Genomic DNA, 18,658 nt, shown 5'->3' on the forward strand with positions numbered 1-18,658 from the left:
GTCCCGCCGAATGAGCTCCGCAATTACATCTCAAGACCCCAACTATGGGTTCATGCAACGAAGCGAAACGTGGCTGTCGGCTACGTTTCTGCTGACGCTTGTCGTCTTGATCATTCCGCTGCCGACGATTTTGCTTGACATGTTTTTGGCTTGCAACATCGCCGCCGCGGTAATGCTGTTGCTGATCACACTTGGCGCCAAACGGCCACTCGACGTATCGGTATTTCCATCGATGCTGCTGTTGCTGACGCTGTTTCGACTTTCTTTAAATGTCGCGACGACGCGTCTGATCCTGCTTGATGGAGACGCGGGAAAGATCGTGCTTACGTTTGGCGACTTCGTGGTCGGCGGCAAGCTGATTGTCGGAATCGTGATCTTTCTGATTTTGGTGACGATCCAGTTTATCGTTATCACCAAAGGTGCGACTCGTATCTCGGAAGTCAACGCAAGGTTTACCCTCGATGCGATGCCCGGCAAGCAAATGGCGATCGATGCGGAGCTCAATGCGGGTGCGATTAGTGAAACTGAAGCCAAAGAACGCCGCTCTACATTGACTCGCGAAGCCGAATTCTACGGAGCCATGGATGGTGCCAGTAAGTACGTTCGCGGTGACGCGATTGCTGGCCTTGTGATCATGGTCGTCAACATCCTTGGTGGCGTCATGTTGGGAATGGGTAACGGTCAGTCGATGATCGATGCGCTGCAGATCTATTCAATCCTGACGATCGGCGACGGACTGGTTTCGCAAATCCCGGCTCTGATCATCGCTACCAGTGCCGGTATCCTGGTCACCAAGTCCGCTTCCGAGTCGAGCCTCGGCGACGAAATCAACTCGCAGGTCAAACGGGGACACCAATCGCTGTTTGTTGGAGCGATCATCATGTTTCTGATGGCGTTCACGCCCGGATTTCCCAAGCTTCCGTTTATCGCCATTGGCGCCGGAATTTTGATCTTTGTTTCGCGCACGAAACGTCAGGAAGAAGTTGAAAAGCAGGAACAGGTCCGGACGGAACAACAGCAAGCGGAAGAGAGCGAACCTGGCGAAAGCCTCGAACAGCAGAGCTTGAATCAGTTTTTGCAAAGCGATCGAATCGTGATCGAGATTGGCGCCGGGCTGATTCCTTTGGTCGAACCTGAAAAAGGAAACGGCATCGCTGCCAGAATCGCAAAAATGCGGGAGGACGCGGCGAAAGAACACGGGTTCTGGATTCCACAGGCTCGGATCCGCGACAATTTGCAAATCAATGTTTCCGAATATCGATTTCTGATCTCAGGGCGAGAAGTTGCGCGGGGAGAGCTGATTGTGGACCAGTACCTCGCCATCAATCCGGGCTCAGTCAACGTCGACATCGAAGGCGTCGAAACTCGCGACCCGGCGTTCGATCTTGCGGCAAAGTGGATTGGTGAAAGCAACCGGCGTCGGGCGGAGATGGTTGGCTACACGGTGGTCGATGCTCCAACAGTTCTGATCACTCACCTCAGCGAATGCTTGCGATCGCACGCTCATGAGCTTTTAAGCCGTGAAGACTTGCAGAAGATGCTGGACAAACTAAAAGAGATCGCGCCGACGACGGTCGACGAATTGAAACCGGACACGGTACGACCATCGGTGCTTCATCAGGTGCTCGTGCGTTTGCTGGCCGAAGGGATTCCGATTACTTCGCTGCAGAAGATTGTCGAATCAGCCATTCACCACGGCCCGACGAACAAGGACCTGGTTCAGCTTACGGAAAAGATCCGAAGTAGCATCGGCCATTTGATCTGCGATCGTTTCCGCGACGCTCAAGGGCGCGTTCGTGTCATCATCCTCGAACCTAGACTGGAACATCAGTTTCGCCAACTGAACCAGAACAATGCGATCGTGCTTCAGCCGAAAAGCCTGGAGCGACTGGTGCAGAGCCTGCAAACCAAATGGGAAACGTCGCGCATCAAGGACGAACCCGCCGCGGTGCTGGTGGATTCCTCAATCCGCTACGCGTTGCGTCAAACGATCTTTCGCTCCCTTCCTGAGCTTTCGGTGATCGCCTACAGCGAGATTCCGAACGGCTTGCTGATCGAGTCCACGAACATCGTTCGCTACAGCGAAGTTTTGGAAGGGACCGAACCGGAACCTGACCTTTCATTCCTTTCCCAAGCCAACGAGAACTCAGATACGCCGGAGGTTGAACGATGAATCAACTGCTCGCCGAAAGACGACAGCGACATCGTCGCAAACAACGGCAACGTCCCTATGCAGTTCTGGCCGCCATGCTTACGGGCTGCATCGTGACGCTGATTGGCGTGTTCTCAAATGTTGAACCGCTGGCAGTCCTGTTTCGAGCAACGCTCTCTTCGATCCTGATGGGCGTGCTCGTTGCCATCGGCATCGGCGTCATCAAAACTGCGAACAAAGAAACCTGAATCAACCAGAACCACAAATCCAAATGGCTCGTTCGTGACGTCTATGGCGTTTCGAAGGCGAGCCTCCATAGAACCAGAGACCTGTTACCAGATCGTCAATGAATTCCGCATCCAACACTTACAAACGAACAGCATCCGGCGCCGACCGCGAGCGCCTGATTCTTGATAACGTGGACTACGTTGGAAAAATTCTCAGCACGATTACCGTGGCGACCAACGATCCGGACGAAAGAGAAAATCTCAAATCTGCGGGTATGGTGGGCTTGATTGAATCCGCTAACAGCTTCGACATCTCGCTCGGCATTTCGTTTCGCACGTTTGCTTTCCCGAGAATCCGTGGTGCGATCATTGATGAACTGCGAAAGCTTGCTCCCGTTTCGCAAAAGATGCTGCATCAAATCGGACTGATCAAAAAAGCCTGGCAACTGCTTCAGCCACCGGTAACGCCGGAACAGCTGGCGAAAAAAACGGAACTGAGCCTCGATCAAATTGAAGCATCCTTGGAGGCAATGCGATTCCTTGAACCCGAAGACTGGAACGACTTGTCCTGCATTGTGCATCAGAGCTGGAAGTCGGATGAGTTCGCACCGGAACACGAAATTGAAAAGCTTGAGATGAAGGAACTGCTCGCCGAATCGATTGGCGAGCTGCCTGAAAAAGAGCGACTCGTCGTGACGATGTACTACTCCGACGAGCTAAACCTGGCAGAAATCGGAGCGGTTCTGTCGCTGTCGGAATCGAGAGTATCGCGAATCATGGCGGCGGCGAAGTTCCGGCTGAAAGAGCAAATTCTTGCTCGGCTCAAGTAGTAAACGAGTACCGTCCAACATTCCACTATCCCGAAACCACATCGAGCAACTTTCCATCCACTGGAAGCGATCATGAATCATCCAACTCAAAACAGTGCCTTCTCAAGCACTCGAATCGACCCATCCGCGATGCTTCACTCCCGAGTTCGCGTTGGCCGCGACGCCAATCACAGCAAGGAAGCCACCGTCAAATTGAACAAGAATGGCTCGACGATTGAGTCCATTCATATCACCTGCGCTTGCGGCGAAGAGATTGTCGTCAACTGCATTTACCCGGATGACCAATCATGATCTTCACATCCACGCGACTATCGTTGCGATACATGCACAGCGGCGCGAATCAAGTTTCGCGTTGCGCGCTCGTTTGCCTGATTGGCTTCCTGGTCTCATGCAACGTCGCCGTCGGACAGAACAGCTACCAGCAAAACCAACAGCCGGCCAAGAAATCGGCTCTGGAGAAGCTTGCTGAGCTGAACCAAAAACTGAAACGCAGCGTGAAGCAGAATCTGTTTGGCGGGGACGACGCTCAAGCTTCGCAATCACGAGAGATCGCTGAACGTAACGGCTATGAACGACCTCCGGCACGTTACGAATCACGCGGGCAAGAAGTTGATCGACGCCAGGATGACTATCATCAACAGCCTTACGACCCCCGCACTCGTCCACCGGCCAGCAGGCACGACGCCACTCAGGCTCAGTATCAACAGGACGTCGACTACCCGTCGGACGCACCCCCGTACAACAATCGCCAACAGAATCCGTACCGCGATTCCGCTCCCGTGAATCTGGACGACTACCAGTTGCCAGCGCGTGACTACGACGAGCCAACGCCACCAAATGGACAGTATCCGAACGAGCGCCAATATTCAAATCAGAATCAGCAGCGACCGTACAACGACATGCCTGACATTCAACCTCCCGAACCTCAGTACTATCAGCCTCCGCAACGGAATCAGAACCAGCACGATTCGCGTGGTCCAATCGGTGAACATTACGGAGCACGTAGCGGGATGCAAGCTCCGCCACTGCAGCAACCGTATCAATCTCAGCCGGCGTATCAATCTCAGCCGGCGCCTCAAGCTCAACGCCAACCGCCAATGCAAGCGGCGGCTTACCAGCAACCCGTTCGTCCAAATCGCGATCAGGATTATCGCTCCGGTCACTACCAAAATGCGACCGGGATGACACAGCAGCAATTTGATCGACAGGAAACTGCGACGCAGCGGCTGTTGAGAATTTCGGCCGAGAACCAGTCGTTGCTGCGAGCACGTCAATCATTGACGGCCGAAAACGCGAGGCTGAAGACGCAATTGCAGGAAAAGACCAGTTTGCTGGAAGAGATCGAAGTGGCCATCAATACGGCTCGATCCGAGATCCAGAACGCCAACGCGAGAAACGCAAGCTTGAATCAGCAAATCGTGACGCTGGAGTCAGAGAAAGCGTTGCAACTTCGTGATTCGACGCGTCAACTGAACTCGATTCGCAAAAAACTGGACGACGTTTTGATGTTGGAGATGACCAGCAAATAGTCCTTCGGGGCAGAGCTGAACGGATCAAGTCATGATTAAAATCCAACGAACGAAATGGATGATTCACATCCTGATTGCCTCGATGGTTGCCATCGGAGGGCTTGCCGGCTGTCGATTTATTCCGTCACGCCGCGCCGCGCTACCAGTCGCCGTTCCGCAAGAACCCGCTTGCTCCACGCCAGCGAACGTTTTGGTTTCGCGATACTACCGACAACTAAAACCTCGCCGCATCGTGATTGTGACTCCTGTCAGCCGCACGAATCGGCTACAGGAACAGACAATGTTCGCCAAGTCGCTTGCCGAGTCGCTGCGTCAAGCGGGTTTTGCTGACGCTGTATTGGCGCCTCCGTGTTCTTGCGACACGCATTCAATTCGCAAAGGAAAGTTCAACCTGCAACAACTGGTGGACCTTTCGACCCAGTACTCTGCAGACGGAGTTCTATACTGTGACGTCGTTTCGCTTTCAGCCTACGCACCACTACAGGCTTCTGTCTCAATGACGCTGGTCGACGCCCGCGAGTCAATTGCGATCATGGCGGTCGATGGAAACTGGGATCTTCGAAATGGTCAAACGCAAAACGCTTACCGGAAATACCTTTCGCGTGTTCCCGAAAACAGCGATTTCGAGAGTGGCGTTAAATTCCAGTCGCCAATGGAGTTTCTGAATTTTGTGTCTGTTGATATCGCGAACTTTATGCGTCAACAATAGCCGCAGTCCTCGCTATTTGGGACACCTGAACACTTCATTGAGCGACCTAAGCCGCATTGCTTTGTTCGTCGTTCAACGTTTCGGAATCGAAATCGCGTTCCGTGATCAACCGAGCCGAGCGGTTGAATGTAAAATAGTTCCAGGCCCACTGGAGGAACACCAGTACACGGTTTTGAAACTGAGCCAGCGACATGATGTGTACGAACAGCCAGATCAACCACGCAAAAACACCACTGAACTTCAGCTTGCCCAGATCGGCAACTGCGGAACTGCGCCCAATCGTCGCCAAAGCTCCTTTGTCGAAGTATCGAAAAGGCGAAGCTTTTGACTTGCCATCCAGTTGATTCGCGATCGACCGCCCGACGTACTTGCCCTGTTGAATCGCCACTTGAGCGACTCCCGGCAAAGGCTTTCCCGATTCGTCGTGGCTCATCGCCAAATCACCAACCACAAAGATTTCTGGATGGTTCACGATCGACAAATCTGCCTCGACCGGTATTCGCCCGCCACGATCGACTTCCACGCCCGTAACCGCCGCAATTCTTTTCCCCAACGGGACTCCTGCAACACCCGCGGCCCACAAAACCGTTGGCGTACGAATCTCTGAATGCTGATCGTCAACCGAAACCGCGACCGAGTTACGATGGATGGCGGTGACATGAGTTCCTGTACGAATCTCGACGCCCAAACGCTGCAACGATTTTTCGGCTTTGCGCGAGAGCTTTGGATCAAATCCATTGAGAATTCGTTCTTGCCCGTCGACGATGATGATGTTCGCATCGAGCGGATTGATGTTACGAAAATCGTTCTTCAGCGTTTGCCCGGCCAGTTCCGCAATCGCCCCGGCCAATTCGACGCCGGTCGGCCCGCCTCCAACTACTACAAATGTCATGAGCTCGCGACGGCGGGCCTCGTCAGACTCCTGCTCCGCAGCTTCAAACGCACCGAAAACTTTCCCGCGAATTTCAGTCGCATCTTCAACTGTTTTTAATCCGGGTGCCAGTTTTTCCCACTCGTCGTGCCCAAAATAGCTATTTGTCGAGCCGGCAGCAACGATCAGCCAATCGTACTTGATCGTCGCCGCCTGTTCCTGTTCTTCACCCGGTTCAATGTGATGGACGACGAGCGAACGCGATGTCGGATCGACCGATTCGACATTTCCCAGCATGACGCCGACGTTTTTCTGGCGTCGAAAAATTGAACGTAGGGGCGACGCGATATTGGCCGGCGATAGCCCACCGGTCGCCACTTGATAAAGCAACGGTTGAAACAGATGAAAATTCCGACGGTCGATCAGAGTGATGTCCACCGGAGACTTTCGAAGCGCCCGAGCGGCATTCATTCCTCCGAAACCACCACCAACGATGACGACATGTTTGCGTGCTTGATTCAAATTCTTACCCACTAAATTTCGTTCTGAACTTTAAAAAATCAAGTTCGGTTTTCGTAAACCCAGTTTGCCAGACCCAGGAACACCGACAAACTGTCAGGATTCAATTCGGTCCTGTCACTTACCTATTTATTTCAATTTGAGTCCAAATTTTCGACAGCCGAAAGTGTGTTTGCGAACTCACAACCGTATCCATTTTTCTTCCGTGGTTGAGCCGTTTTTTCGCCAGCTTTGAACCTGCCGGCAAGAGTTGCCGTAAACCGGGAGAAGCGGTTTGGCACGACGCTTGCGATGTCAGGCCGTTGTCCGCAAGACACGTTTTGGGCCCATCTTTCGTGCGATGCACGATCCCATTTCGACTCTTCGGTTTTAACAGAAGGTGTTTTAATGAAGACTCTTTTAAACAATACACGCCTTGAGAAATGGATCGCATTGCCGATTGTCGCAGTGCTAATTCTACCTCAATTGGCTTCCGCTGATACGCTGACTCACCGTACGAATCCGTTTCTGAACAGCGCGCAGACTGCCGGTATCAATCAACTCGATCCCGACCAATCGGTCGCCCGTGCGAAGGATCTGTCAAACGCTTTTCGAGCCGCTTCAAACAAAGTCCTCCCATCGCTTGTCGCGATCGAGACTCGCGTTGAAGCTTCGAAGTCATCTCGATCCGGACGCCAGAATCCGTTTGCGCAAAAACCATCTAATCGACCGGCGACGGGAATCGGATCTGGAGTCATCATCGATGAATCGGGTGTCATCATCACCAACAACCATGTCGTCATGGACGGCAAGGGCGAGGTGACCGTTCGCCTCAATGACGGCCGCGAATTCTCTGCTGCGGAAGTTTTGACGGACCCCAAAACTGACATCGCGGTCATTCGCCTTGAAGGAGCCAGCGGTTTGACGGCGACGCCAATGGGTGACAGTGACAGTGCTGAAATCGGTGACTGGGTGCTGGCTTTGGGTCAGCCGTTCGGTCTCGAAAGCACCGTGACCGCGGGCATTATCAGTGCCAAACAACGCGGGATCGGCATGAACGAGCGCGAAAGTTACATTCAAACGGACGCTGCGATCAATCCCGGCAACAGCGGCGGTCCTTTGGTAAATCTCAATGGAGAAATTGTCGGAATCAATACCGCGATCTCTTCACGTAGCGGCGGCAACGAGGGAATTGGATTTGCCGTCCCGATCAATCTGGCTCGCTGGGTTGGCGGTCAACTGATGAGCCATGGAACGGTAAAACGAGCCTACATCGGCGTCGGAGTTCAGGAACTCGATGCGACGTTGGCGAACCAGTTCGGAGTTTCTCCCAGAGGCGGCGTGGTGCTGACGATGGTCCAACCGGATAGTCCAGCCGCGAAAGCCGGACTGAAGACGGGTGATGTTCTGGTTTCTTTTGACAACATCAAGATTTGGGAACCCAGCCAATTGCAATTGGCTGTCGAGCGTTGCGAACCGGGCCAATCGAAGAAACTGAACGTTGTTCGCAACAAACGTTCGATCAAGCTCTCGATTGTTCCCAACCAGATTTCGATTGGCAGTTTGGAGATTGCACCGAAAGTTAAACGTAAGGTTCCAGTTTCGAAAGCAACGTCGAGCCTCGGTTTACGAGTTGAGTCGCTCGATGCTGAAACCGCAGAACGACTTGGCGTTGACGATATCGACGGCGTCGTCGTAACGGGAATCGCACGAGGCGGTTTGGCTCAGCAATCGGGACTCAAGCCCGGTTATGTGATCGCGGAAGTTAATCATCGTTCGGTCAAGAACATGGACGAATTTACGGACGCGATGAAAAACGCCGATGGCAAGGACGGTATCCTGCTGCTGGTTCGAGCCGGCGAGGGAAGTCGCTATTTGGTCCTCAAGTCCCCGGCCTAGAACAACGGCATTCCAATTCTCACAAGCCGTCGCGGCTCAAACTGCGACGGCTTTTTTCGCGAACGACGGTACGTTGATCGTCGACTTTCTCAATGGCGCGGTTTCCGTCTTCTGATACTTGGATCGTCTAACATTTCGATACTTCGCACTGGAGTTTCACTAACTCAGTTCGTGGTCAATGTGCAAATGTGAGCGGTCCCTGCGCAGCCGCCCATCGGTCTAGGCGTCGACGCCTCGGAGCATTCAGCCAAACCTTCGCACTTTTCCGCAGGAGTGATCCCGCTATATGCGTCATAGCGCTGCCGCGTCGCACAGTTTTGGCTCGCATTAAGATTCAATTCGCGGTTTTGAGCCAAAGTTTCGACTTGGCACGGCGATTGCAACGGAAGCTGCAGCCTGCAGTGGCTGACGTCCGAGTTGAAACCGAGCTGATCACTGCCCGAGGAAATTTCACTTTTTAAACGAGCTCCAGCAATGAACGAAGTACTTGCAAACGAAGAAATGCCGAACGGCGATCCAGCTGTTTTCATGAACAAGGTTGCCAAATGGGGAACCATCATTGGCGGCGTGTTGTGTACGCTGGGCCTGTTCAGTTTGCTGCTGCCGACCGTGATGGCAATCGCGATCGAGATTTGGTTGGCGGTCACGCTGTTGTGTGTTGGGGCGTCGCTACTGGCGTTGGCATTTCAAAACCGCGGGTACGGCTCGGTGGCGTTCGAAGCGATTTGGGGCACGATCTATGTGATTGCCGGATTGGCTCTGCTGCTAATGCCGATGTCCGGCGTGATCACGATCGCCTTGATTCTGGGCGTTGTCTTTATTCTCGATGGCATTGGACGAATCATTTTTGCGTCTCAGGCTTTTGCTACCGAACGCAAAGTTTGGTGGATTTTTGACGGCGTAGTCGCAATCCTGCTCGGCGGAATCATCCTCGCCAACTGGCCAGGCGACTCGGCATGGATCGTTGGAGTGCTGGTTGGATTGCGTCTACTGTTCACTGGAGCCATCACGATTCTCGTTTCGAGCCTACTGCGAAAGTGACGCTTAGCACGCTTTCAAGAGCTCGACCAGGTTTACAGGCGAATCGCAATTGCTAGTCATGTGATTTCGAGGGCAGGAACCAAACCGCCAGCCCTTCGGCAACCAACAGATGGCCGGCGTAGTTTGGGTGGTTGCCTTGTGACATCAGGTCTTTGTATCCGTCACGCCGCGTCGCGTGATCGCGGAAGATTTGATAGCTATCGACGATGCCGACTTCATGCTCAGCAGCCAGTTCACGGATCTGTTTCGCATGTTGACTGAGCGGGTCCGATTCGTCAAAAATGTTGGCGTTCAGATCACCCGTTGGCGTCATCAAAACTACCTTTACCCCGTTCGACTTGGCCATCTTGATCATCGAAGCCCATGCTTCACGCGTCGCTTTAAGACCAACGCGCCGATCATTCAAACCATAATCAATGGTCACGACGTCAGGCTTCAACGCCAGCACGTCGTCCGCGAAACGTTTGACTCCTACGACGGCAGTTTCGCCACCGACACCAGTTGGAATCATGTTGACGACCGAATTGGGATAGGCCTCTGCGATCTTCTGATGCAGCAAATGCGGGTACGCTTTGAACGTTTCGACTTTGCCATCGCGAAAGTAGCCAGTTGGCACACTGTGACCGTGAGCGACAATTCTAACCGTTCGGTTGTTTGGCCAGCGACGCTGGAGCTCGGTTCTGAGCGGTTGGAGATAGGTCTCAACGTTTGCGAAAGACTTCGCGAGCGCGGCATGTTCCGGGGAGTTCATTGAACGCATTTGCTTCAAACCCGTGTCGCCGGTTTCCTTGAGCCATCTGTCCATTTGCTGGCGAAGCGAGCTCAATTTAACCGCGTGTTTCGGGTCGTCGGCGAGGTTTTTGACTTCGTGCGGATCAGACTCAATGTCGTACAGCTCCTCACGCGACTTGACGGTTTTCAAAATGAGTTGCTGAGCCGGCGACAATTCCCCCAATCGTCCAAGCTCCTGAATCGCGGCGAGCATTGGGCGATTGTGCTGAACGTACCAACATTCACGGTATCCATTTTCCGGATTGTAGTTGCGAATGTATTTGTACTTCTTTGTCCTCACGCAGCGGATTCGATCCATCACTTCGTCGATGAGGTCGCGAGCACCAAAGATGGCTTTCCTCGGTTCATAGTCTGACGCGACCAACGAATGACCGTCCAGATATTTTGGAAGTTTTACTCCGGCCAAATCCAAAACCGTTGCCGAGATATCGATCGTGCTTACAAGATCAGAATCGGTTGAACCAAGAGCTTTATCCTTGAGCCTTCCCACGTATGAGGCAGGCAATTGCAGAATAAAAGGCACCTTCAGTCCCGCATCGTAGAGCCAGCACTTTCCTCGCAAGTGACAGCGACCGTTGTCTCCGATAAAAATAACAACCGTGTTGTCGGCAATGCCTTCGGACTCAAGCCGGTCCATCAAACGCCCAAATTTGGCGTCAATCGATTGAATGGATTCGAGGTAACGCGACCAGTCCTCTCGAACGGTTGGATGATCTGGAAAGTAGGGCGGTAACTGAACGGCGTTGCGGTCGATAGGCGCCGTTTGCGCTTCGGTAACCTTTTGCCAATTGTCCGCATGCCGATGGGAATCGTAGAGCGTTATCTGAGCGAAAAACGGTTGGTTCGGCTTCCGATGCTTCCAGTCTTTACCGTCGAAGAGGCCTTCTGTTTCGAAGTTGAGATCCAATTTCCGACTGAATCCGCAACCGAGTGCCGTGTAGTATCCGCTTTCCTGCAGCAGTTTGGTAATCGGCCTGATCGGAGACGGTAGCTTGATCCCGCGGCGGCGCTGATCCTGCGTGTCAGTTCGATTCTGATAGACGCCCGTCATCATCGCATTCCGCGACGGCGTACATGAAGCAGCCGTACAAAACGCGTTGGTGAATCGAATCCCGTTACGAGCGAGTTCATCAAAGTTCGGCGTTTTCACCGCGGGATGGTCGTAGCACGAAAGTTCCGTGCTCATGTCTTCGCCCATCACCCAAACAATGTTTGGGCGTCTGGCACGCGTGCTGTCGTTCGAATCGGTAGCCTGTAAATTCGACGTCGTGATTAGCGTCGACAGAACAACCAATGCAACGATCAGCAGCAAGTTTGGAAACCGGACAGCCGAAACCGATCGTCCAGGCAGAAACGTTTTAAGGTACAAGCGATCGCCCTATGAAGTGTTCTCAGAAATTTAAAGCTCAGCCGCACTCACCATCGGCGGCTTGGACCAGACGCATCGCCCAGAGGCAGAAGAAGCTGCTGACTGGCTCAGGAAACGATGCCGCGAACGACGCTGGCGGGCTCAACTCCGGTCAGGCGTTGATCGAGTCCCTGGAACGGGAACGTCAACTTTTCATGGTCGATTCCCAACAGGTGCAACATAGTCGCGTGCAAGTCACGCACATGGACCGGGTTCTCAACAACGTTGTATCCGAACTCATCCGTCATTCCGTACTCGATGCCACTTTTGACGCCGCCACCAGCCAACAAAGCGGTGAAGCAACGAGGGTGGTGGTCGCGTCCATAAGTCTCATTGGTCAAGGTGCCCTGGCAGTAAACCGTTCGCCCGAATTCACCGGCGAACACAACGAGCGTGTCCTCCAACAGGCCTCGTTGATCGAGGTCCTGAATCAGTCCCGCTGTTGGTTGGTCGACGTCCTGACACTGAGCCGCAAGATTTTTCGGCAGGGCAGTGTGATGGTCCCAACCGCGATGAAACAGCGAAACGAAGCGAACATTTTCCTCAGCCATTCGACGCGCCATCAAGCAATTACGAGCAAATGAGCCGGGCTTGGTGACTTCCGGCCCGTACAGGTCAAGTGTCTCCTGTGTTTCGTTTTCAACGTTAATCAACTCCGGCACAGACGTCTGCATTCGAAACGCCATCTCCTGCTGGGCAATCGTTGTCAAAATCTCAGGGTCATGCTGTTCCGAAAAATGTTTCTGGTTCAGCTGAGCCAACGAGTCCAACATTCTGCGGCGAACTTTTCCGTCGACTCCAGGTGGATTGGAAAGAAATAGAACTGGATCGCCGGCGGCCTGAAAACTGGTTCCTTGATGCTTCGATGGGAGGAATCCGCTTCCCCACAACCGGGAGTAGAGGGCTTGAACGTTGACTCGTCCGCCCCAATAAGCCGAAGGCATCACGATATAGTCAGGTAAATCCTTGTTCATCGAACCCAAGCCATAACTCAACCACGCTCCGATGCTTGGCTTGCCAGGAATTTCGGATCCGGTGCAAAAGGATGTTTTGCCGGGGTCATGGTTGATCGCGTCGGTGCGAAGCGACTTGACCATGCAGAACTTGTCAATCTGGCCGGCAATATTCGGCAGAAGCTCGCTTACCCAAATGCCATTTTCGCCATGCTGATTGAATTTGAACTTCGAGGGCGCAATCAGCTTCTCTTTCCCCTTCGTCATCGCCGTCACACGTTGGCCATCACGAATCGACTCAGGCAACTCTTCGCGAAACCGCTTGGCCAGATCGGGTTTATAGTCGAACAGGTCCAACTGGCTGGGCGCTCCGGCCATAAACAGAAAGATGACTCGTTTGGCTTTCGCCGGCAACGACTTTGCGTCCGAAGCTTTCGCGAATTGCGGCAGCAGCCCCGCCATCGCAGACGCTCCCAGCCCCATTCCGCTGTTGAGCAGGAAACGTCGCCTCGATTGGGCAAATTCCGGATGTTGGTTTCCAGCCATATCAGATCAATCTCGATTCTTGGTAATGTCCATATTGAAAAGCGTGTTCGCCACAACGGTCCACGCCGCAAGCTCAACATTCGACTCGACGTCGTCCGACGCGGCCTCGATCTGTTTCGCCAATTCGGGCTCGCTGGAATACGTTTGGCTCAGATCGTCCAACAATTTCTCCATAACAGCGACCTCATTTTCATCCGGCAGCTTCCCGGTCACGGATTCCCAGGCGAATGCAATTCGCTCGTCTTCCGGTTTCTGAAGCACGCGACGCGCGAACTTTCCGGCCGCTTCAAAGTAGGCTTGTTCGTTGAGCAAAAGCAAAGCCTGAGAGGGCGTGTTGGTGCGTTCGCGGCGAGCCACACAGGCGTCGCGCGTCGGAGCATTGAGAATCGTCATCTGTGGAGGCGGCATTCCGCGTTTCCAATACGTGTAGATGCTTCGACGCTTCGTTGCATCACCTTGGTCGGCTTTGTATCGCTCACCAATCATGGTCACGGACTTCCAGAGCCCGTCAGGTTGCGGCGGTTTGACGCTCGGGCCGTACATCTCATCGCACATTTCACCGCTCACGAACAGCAATTGATCCCGAATGACTTCCGCATCAAGCCGATGTCGACTGGCTCTGGCCAAATCCCGATTGCCAGGATCTTCACGGTACGCCAACTCGTCAGCGACAGACGACTGTCGATAAGTTTTCGACGTCACGATCAGCTTCACAAGTCGTTTTGTATCCCAACCGTTGCGGCGAAAGTCGTCAGCAAGAAAATCCAACAGTTCGGGGTGACTCGGCGGTGTACCTTGGGCTCCAAAATCTTCCGTCGACCTTACCAGGCCGGCACCCATCAGCGATTGCCAGATCCGATTGACAGCGACTCGACTGGTTAGCGGATGATCTTCCGCGACAAGCCATTCGGCAAGATCGAGCCGACTTGGATTCGACGTTCTTGAATTCAGCGGAGGCAGGAAACCTGGCGTATCCCGCGGAACTTCATCGGAAGGCTTGTCGTATTCGCCTCGATCCAAAAGATACGTCTTTCGCAACTGTTCACGCTCTTTGGCGACCAATGCGTACGGCACGTTTCGATCAAAACGCTTCCGTTTGGCTTTAAGTTTTTTCAACTGAGCTTCCCGATTTCGTTTTTCGGCTTTTAAATCCTTGCTCTTTGCCTTGAGCGCGACAGGCTTTGCTCCCGAAGCCGTTTGTGCGTCGACCTTCGCAATCTCGGCGACCAATTCATTGATTTTGGTCTGCGCAGATTGAATCTCGCGATCAAACTTCTCCAACGTTGATTTCTGCTCGGGCGACGCAAGCGAAATGTAGGGCTTCTGCAAACCGTTTTCCGGCCAGCCCGGCGTTTCCGGCTTCACATCGAAATTATTGAAGAACGCGTACATCGAGTAAAAGTCTTTTTGCGTGATCGGATCATATTTGTGATCGTGACACTGAGCACACTGCATCGTCAGGCCGAGAAACGCTGTGCTCACGGCGGTCACACGGTCGACCACGTTCTTGTGATGACTTTCTTCAGGCAACGCTGTGCCGACGTCAATGATCAGATGCAGCCGATTGAATGCCGACGCGGTCAGCTGATCTTTGGTCGGTTTGTCCAACAGATCACCCGCGAGCTGAGCGGTCAAAAACTCGTCGTAGCCCAGGTTCTCATTGAACGATCGGATGACCCAGTCGCGATAGGCAAAGTGATTCCTGTAGAAATCTTTATGCATTCCGTTGGTGTCGGCGAACCGAACGAGGTCCAACCAGTACCGCGCCATGTGTTCGCCGTAGCGAGGTGATTCAAGAAGCTGATCAATCCAAGTTTCCCACGCAGCCTCGCGTCCGATCTCTTCCTCAAGTCGCAGTTGTTCCGCGATTTGTTCAGGAGTCGGCGGCAAGCCGATGATGTCGAGACTCGAGCGACGAACCAACTTCCGGAAGTCGGCCTCTGGTTGTGGATGCTTGTCAGACTCTTTCAGCGCCGACGCGACAAACGCATCGACCGGATTGTTTTGCCATTGAGCGTCGACGTCTTTCGGCACCGGAGCTGGCTGAGGTTTTTCAAACGCCCAAAACCGCTCATACTTCGCTCCCTGCTCGATCCATCGCTTGAACAAATCAAGCTCGGCTTCGGTGAACGGTGGCTTGTGCGCATGCGGCGGAGGCATCTGATCGCCTTCGTCATCGGAAATGATGCGAGCCCAAAATTCGCTGTCTTCCGTCGAACCCGGCACGATCGCTGACTCATGTGCCGGCTCTTCCAAATCCAGCCGCAAGTCTGCTTCACGAGAATTGGAATCCGGACCGTGGCAAGAGTAGCAACGGTCCGACAGCAGAGGTCGAATGTCCTGGTCGAAAGAAACCGCATCGTCATCTTGAGCCGCGACAGGCATCGCGACCAACAGTGACATGACGACCGGAACCAGTCGGCAGAATTTGGTAACTAACATTGTAAACAACCGTTTTTGCCTCATTCAGGTTTCCGATTTTGCAGATTCAGTTACGGCACTCACCGAAACACGCTCGCCAACTTTTGCTGTCCCGCAAGGCAACTTGCTCGCGAACAGAACATTTGTTTTGCATGGAAGCACGGGCACGTTTGCATTCTGCCTACGGCTACGCCGACTCAATTTTGCAAGCGGACCACAGTCTGTCAAACCGCAGCCCGCAAGCCAAGTTTCGTTTTAGGCCAATGTTAAACCCGACGCCGACGCGTAAACGCAGCCAATCCAAACAACGTGATGCACGCCCCAGTTGCAGGCTCCGGCACCGCTGAGATTTGATTTTCGTAGCCGATACCTGTGATTGCAAACTGTGCTCCCGCCTGATCCGTGTCCGTCACCGACATGGAAAGCAGCTGCCCATTGCTCGATGCAGCATCAAAATTGATATCCACATCGTTACCGTTGAACAAACTGCCGGGAATATTGATTCGAACGCTTCCAGCTACAGCATCATACTCGGCGAACAGGTTCGCGTTGGAGACGCTAAAAGTCACTCCCGGATCAGACAGAAAACCCGAGATGATTACACCATCTTCAGGCCCAGTCCCATCCGCTCTGGAGAAATCGTAAGCGATGCGAGTCAATCCGGCGTTGGCGACAAAGCCGAACGTCAAACGTTCTTCATTGCCGTTGCCAGGATCGGTATCGGAGTCATTGAAAGCATTCGCGTTTGCAGTTCCGGTTGAGTCAATTCCCAACCGAACCGCGTTGTTGTTGAACGTATCCTGAGTGTTCCCGATGAACGGAGTGAGCGAAATTGTTCCGTCGGTGAAGAATGACGTATCCGTGCTGCCTTGGCTAATATCGCCCGGCAGAAGGTTTACTTCATCAGCCATTGCTGCAACGGCCATCGACAGCGTCAGCAAATAGGCCAGCGCATATTTGAACGTGATTTTCATAAGCTTTTCCTGATAGAACGAGGTGTGGAAGTCATTGGTGAAAGTGGAAGTTTTTGTAGCGAGAGCTACCTGGATTCAAGTTCGAAAACGAAGTCGTTGTCTGATCCGCGTGCGACCTCGACTTCAAGTCCGGATTCTTTCGGCTTGCCGTATTTTGCGGGGATAGGAGCGACGTACTTGCCTTTCTTTCCTGGCTCCGCACCTCCCGGACTTGAGACTTCATCGCCCGGCATCGGCGGAGGAGTCTTGGGCGTGATCGCGACATAGTGCTCGCCGATCAAGGCACCGTCTCCGGAAGAAAAAGTCGTTGCCGAATCAAATCTTCCGGTCTCATCGGTGATTGCGTTGGCGACTCGTCGGTTGTCCTTCGGCATCAGCGTAACTTTGGCGTCCGCAAGTGGCTGACCATCGAGAGTTACTGTGCCGCTAACCGGCAACCGAGCCTCTTCACCGTCGCTGCAACCAGGCTGCAGTGAAACCAGTAAAAAACAAATGGCCAGGGGAACAAAGAATTTCATTCGGGATTCCAAATTGGTGTTCGATCGATGCAGGTCCGTCAACAAGGACCCGCGCGAATGATGATGGATTTCGAAACAGGGCTTCATCAAAACGTTTCGACTTCGCCGCCTTGAAGCGTCCCCATTGCGTAGTAGACGTCGGTCGCAACCGAATCGGCAACGAACTGGGTGCTTCCGTCGCAACGACCGAACACAACGCCGCCCGGATGACTGGAAGCAAATCCATATGAGACTCGCCAGTCGCCTGCAAACGGGTCACGATCCTCGACGGTCTTGTAGAGATTCAGCGGAATGGCCATCGTCGCGATAGTTCCGTTGTCATCTACCCATGCCGAGTCGTCACACCACTGAGGCAACGTCTCTCCGATCGCAACTGTGTTGCTGGAACCATCCTTCATGTCTCCGAATCCCGTGTCCACGTAATCTGACGGACGGGAAGGGCGGTTGAATTTGTTTCTTGGGAACACTCCATCACCCCACTCAAGATCGATCATCGGACCGTTGTAGCGACCGACGCCATCGCGTTGATAGGGAGCACCAAGCCAGTTGGAGCCGTTAACGCCTTTATAGTTCGTGCATCCGAGCGATTGATTCCACCACCATCCCGCTCGAAGAACATTTCCTCCCGGAATCAGTTTTCCGTCGTATCCCGATGAGTCAGCCGGACAAACGAGAAAGCTCAATGCGTTCTGGCCAGCCGGCACCTGTGCGGCAGTGAAAACGTTGCGTGGAATCATGTTCGCAACATTTTGTTGCTCGATGAATGGCAGGATTTTGATAATCCAGGTCGTATGCTGGCCCCACGTAAACTGCTGTCCATTTGGAAAAGCCTGATGAGCAGAATCGTAGTTGTGCATCGAAAGCACAATCTGTCGCGTGTTGTTCATGCAGACGGTGCGACGTGCTGCTTCACGCACTTGCTGAACCGCAGGCAATAACATGCCTATCAAAATACCGATGATCGCAATAACGACCAACAACTCTACCAGGGTAAACGCCGAGCGGTAAATTCTGTTCATAGGACAAGGCTTCCGAAATGGTGATGGAATAAAGTCGCAGATAATGACTCTGTGCTTGCCCACAACTCAGGACCGAAGTCGCGAAACAGGAGCAACACTTAAGAGATAATAATGAGCCACAGTTCAGCCCCAATGGGCAGATCGCGCCTGTTGGCTGGACTATCTGACACTCCGAGCTTTGGCCAATACCATGAAATCGGTTCCAGGCGAACACTTGCTTTTCCGAATGCAGCAAGTGTTAGTTTCGAGAATACTGCAGTGGAAGAGGAGC

At 53.3% G+C, this 18,658-nt stretch carries 15 protein-coding genes; 8 read left to right on the forward strand and 7 right to left on the reverse strand.

The genetic code is table 11. The annotated features are described in order from the left end of the window. Nucleotides 1-10: 10 nt before the first annotated feature. The 6 genes from MFFC18_RS15425 to MFFC18_RS15450 all read left to right on the forward strand — a co-directional run bounded on the left by MFFC18_RS15425 (nt 11) and on the right by MFFC18_RS15450 (nt 5,447). The gene (locus MFFC18_RS15425) at nt 11-2,173 is read left to right on the forward strand and encodes a flagellar biosynthesis protein FlhA (RefSeq protein WP_075082116.1); all 2,163 of its coding nucleotides are present in this window, start codon (nt 11-13) and stop codon (nt 2,171-2,173) included. After that, on the forward strand, nt 2,170-2,400 hold the full coding sequence (locus MFFC18_RS15430; protein ID WP_075082115.1) for a hypothetical protein: 231 nt from the start codon (nt 2,170-2,172) through the stop codon (nt 2,398-2,400). Before MFFC18_RS15425 ends, MFFC18_RS15430 begins: the two co-directional genes overlap by 4 nt. Nucleotides 2,401-2,498: 98 nt before the next feature. Beyond that, nucleotides 2,499-3,209: a sigma-70 family RNA polymerase sigma factor gene (locus MFFC18_RS15435; protein WP_075082114.1), complete on the forward strand. Its 711-nt coding sequence runs from the start codon at nt 2,499-2,501 to the stop codon at nt 3,207-3,209. 72 nt (nt 3,210-3,281) lie between these two features. After that, nucleotides 3,282-3,500, forward strand: a complete 219-nt coding sequence (locus MFFC18_RS15440) for a hypothetical protein (RefSeq protein ID WP_075082113.1) — start codon at nt 3,282-3,284, stop codon at nt 3,498-3,500. Further along, nucleotides 3,497-4,738 carry a hypothetical protein gene (locus MFFC18_RS15445; RefSeq protein WP_075082112.1) on the forward strand — a complete coding sequence of 414 codons (1,242 nt, stop codon included), beginning with the start codon at nt 3,497-3,499 and terminating at the stop codon, nt 4,736-4,738. Before MFFC18_RS15440 ends, MFFC18_RS15445 begins: the two co-directional genes overlap by 4 nt. Nucleotides 4,739-4,769: 31 nt before the next feature. Further along, nucleotides 4,770-5,447: a hypothetical protein gene (locus MFFC18_RS15450; protein ID WP_075082111.1), complete on the forward strand. Its 678-nt coding sequence runs from the start codon at nt 4,770-4,772 to the stop codon at nt 5,445-5,447. 46 nt (nt 5,448-5,493) lie between these two features. On the opposite strand, the gene MFFC18_RS15455 is transcribed toward MFFC18_RS15450, so the two are convergent. Beyond that, nucleotides 5,494-6,852, reverse strand: coding sequence for an NAD(P)/FAD-dependent oxidoreductase (locus MFFC18_RS15455; RefSeq protein WP_075082110.1), 1,359 nt, complete (start codon nt 6,850-6,852; stop codon nt 5,494-5,496). 372 nt (nt 6,853-7,224) lie between these two features. Here MFFC18_RS15455 and MFFC18_RS15460 point away from each other — a divergent pair, with 372 nt between their 5' ends. Both MFFC18_RS15460 and MFFC18_RS15465 read left to right on the forward strand, forming a co-directional pair. Next, entirely contained in the window at nt 7,225-8,715 is a 1,491-nt protein-coding gene (locus tag MFFC18_RS15460) for a Do family serine endopeptidase (protein WP_075082109.1), read from the forward strand. Between the two features lie 474 nt (nt 8,716-9,189). Then, nucleotides 9,190-9,756, forward strand: coding sequence for an HdeD family acid-resistance protein (locus tag MFFC18_RS15465; RefSeq protein WP_084416756.1), 567 nt, complete (start codon nt 9,190-9,192; stop codon nt 9,754-9,756). A 52-nt stretch (nt 9,757-9,808) separates the two neighbouring features. Here the strand turns inward: MFFC18_RS15465 and MFFC18_RS25295 are convergent, their stop codons facing one another. The 6 genes from MFFC18_RS25295 to MFFC18_RS15495 all read right to left on the reverse strand — a co-directional run bounded on the left by MFFC18_RS25295 (nt 9,809) and on the right by MFFC18_RS15495 (nt 18,387). Further along, nucleotides 9,809-11,917, reverse strand: a complete 2,109-nt coding sequence (locus MFFC18_RS25295; RefSeq protein WP_075082106.1) for a sulfatase-like hydrolase/transferase — start codon at nt 11,915-11,917, stop codon at nt 9,809-9,811. A gap of 107 nt (nt 11,918-12,024) precedes the next feature. Beyond that, on the reverse strand, nt 12,025-13,455 hold the full coding sequence (locus MFFC18_RS15475) for a DUF1501 domain-containing protein (protein ID WP_075082105.1): 1,431 nt from the start codon (nt 13,453-13,455) through the stop codon (nt 12,025-12,027). Nucleotides 13,456-13,461: 6 nt separating this feature from the next. Next, a complete protein-coding gene (locus MFFC18_RS15480; RefSeq protein ID WP_075082104.1) occupies nt 13,462-15,897 on the reverse strand; it encodes a PSD1 and planctomycete cytochrome C domain-containing protein in 2,436 nt (811 codons plus the stop codon). A gap of 245 nt (nt 15,898-16,142) precedes the next feature. Further along, on the reverse strand, nt 16,143-16,850 hold the full coding sequence (locus tag MFFC18_RS15485; RefSeq protein WP_075082103.1) for a PEP-CTERM sorting domain-containing protein: 708 nt from the start codon (nt 16,848-16,850) through the stop codon (nt 16,143-16,145). Between the two features lie 65 nt (nt 16,851-16,915). After that, on the reverse strand, nt 16,916-17,368 hold the full coding sequence (locus MFFC18_RS15490; RefSeq protein ID WP_148618899.1) for a carboxypeptidase-like regulatory domain-containing protein: 453 nt from the start codon (nt 17,366-17,368) through the stop codon (nt 16,916-16,918). 86 nt (nt 17,369-17,454) lie between these two features. Continuing rightward, entirely contained in the window at nt 17,455-18,387 is a 933-nt protein-coding gene (locus tag MFFC18_RS15495; protein ID WP_075082101.1) for a DUF1559 domain-containing protein, read from the reverse strand. Nucleotides 18,388-18,658: the final 271 nt, after the last annotated feature.

Origin of the sequence: Mariniblastus fucicola, from assembly GCF_008087665.1 — a bacterium.
GTDB classification, from domain to species: Bacteria; Planctomycetota; Planctomycetia; order Pirellulales; family Pirellulaceae; genus Mariniblastus; species Mariniblastus fucicola.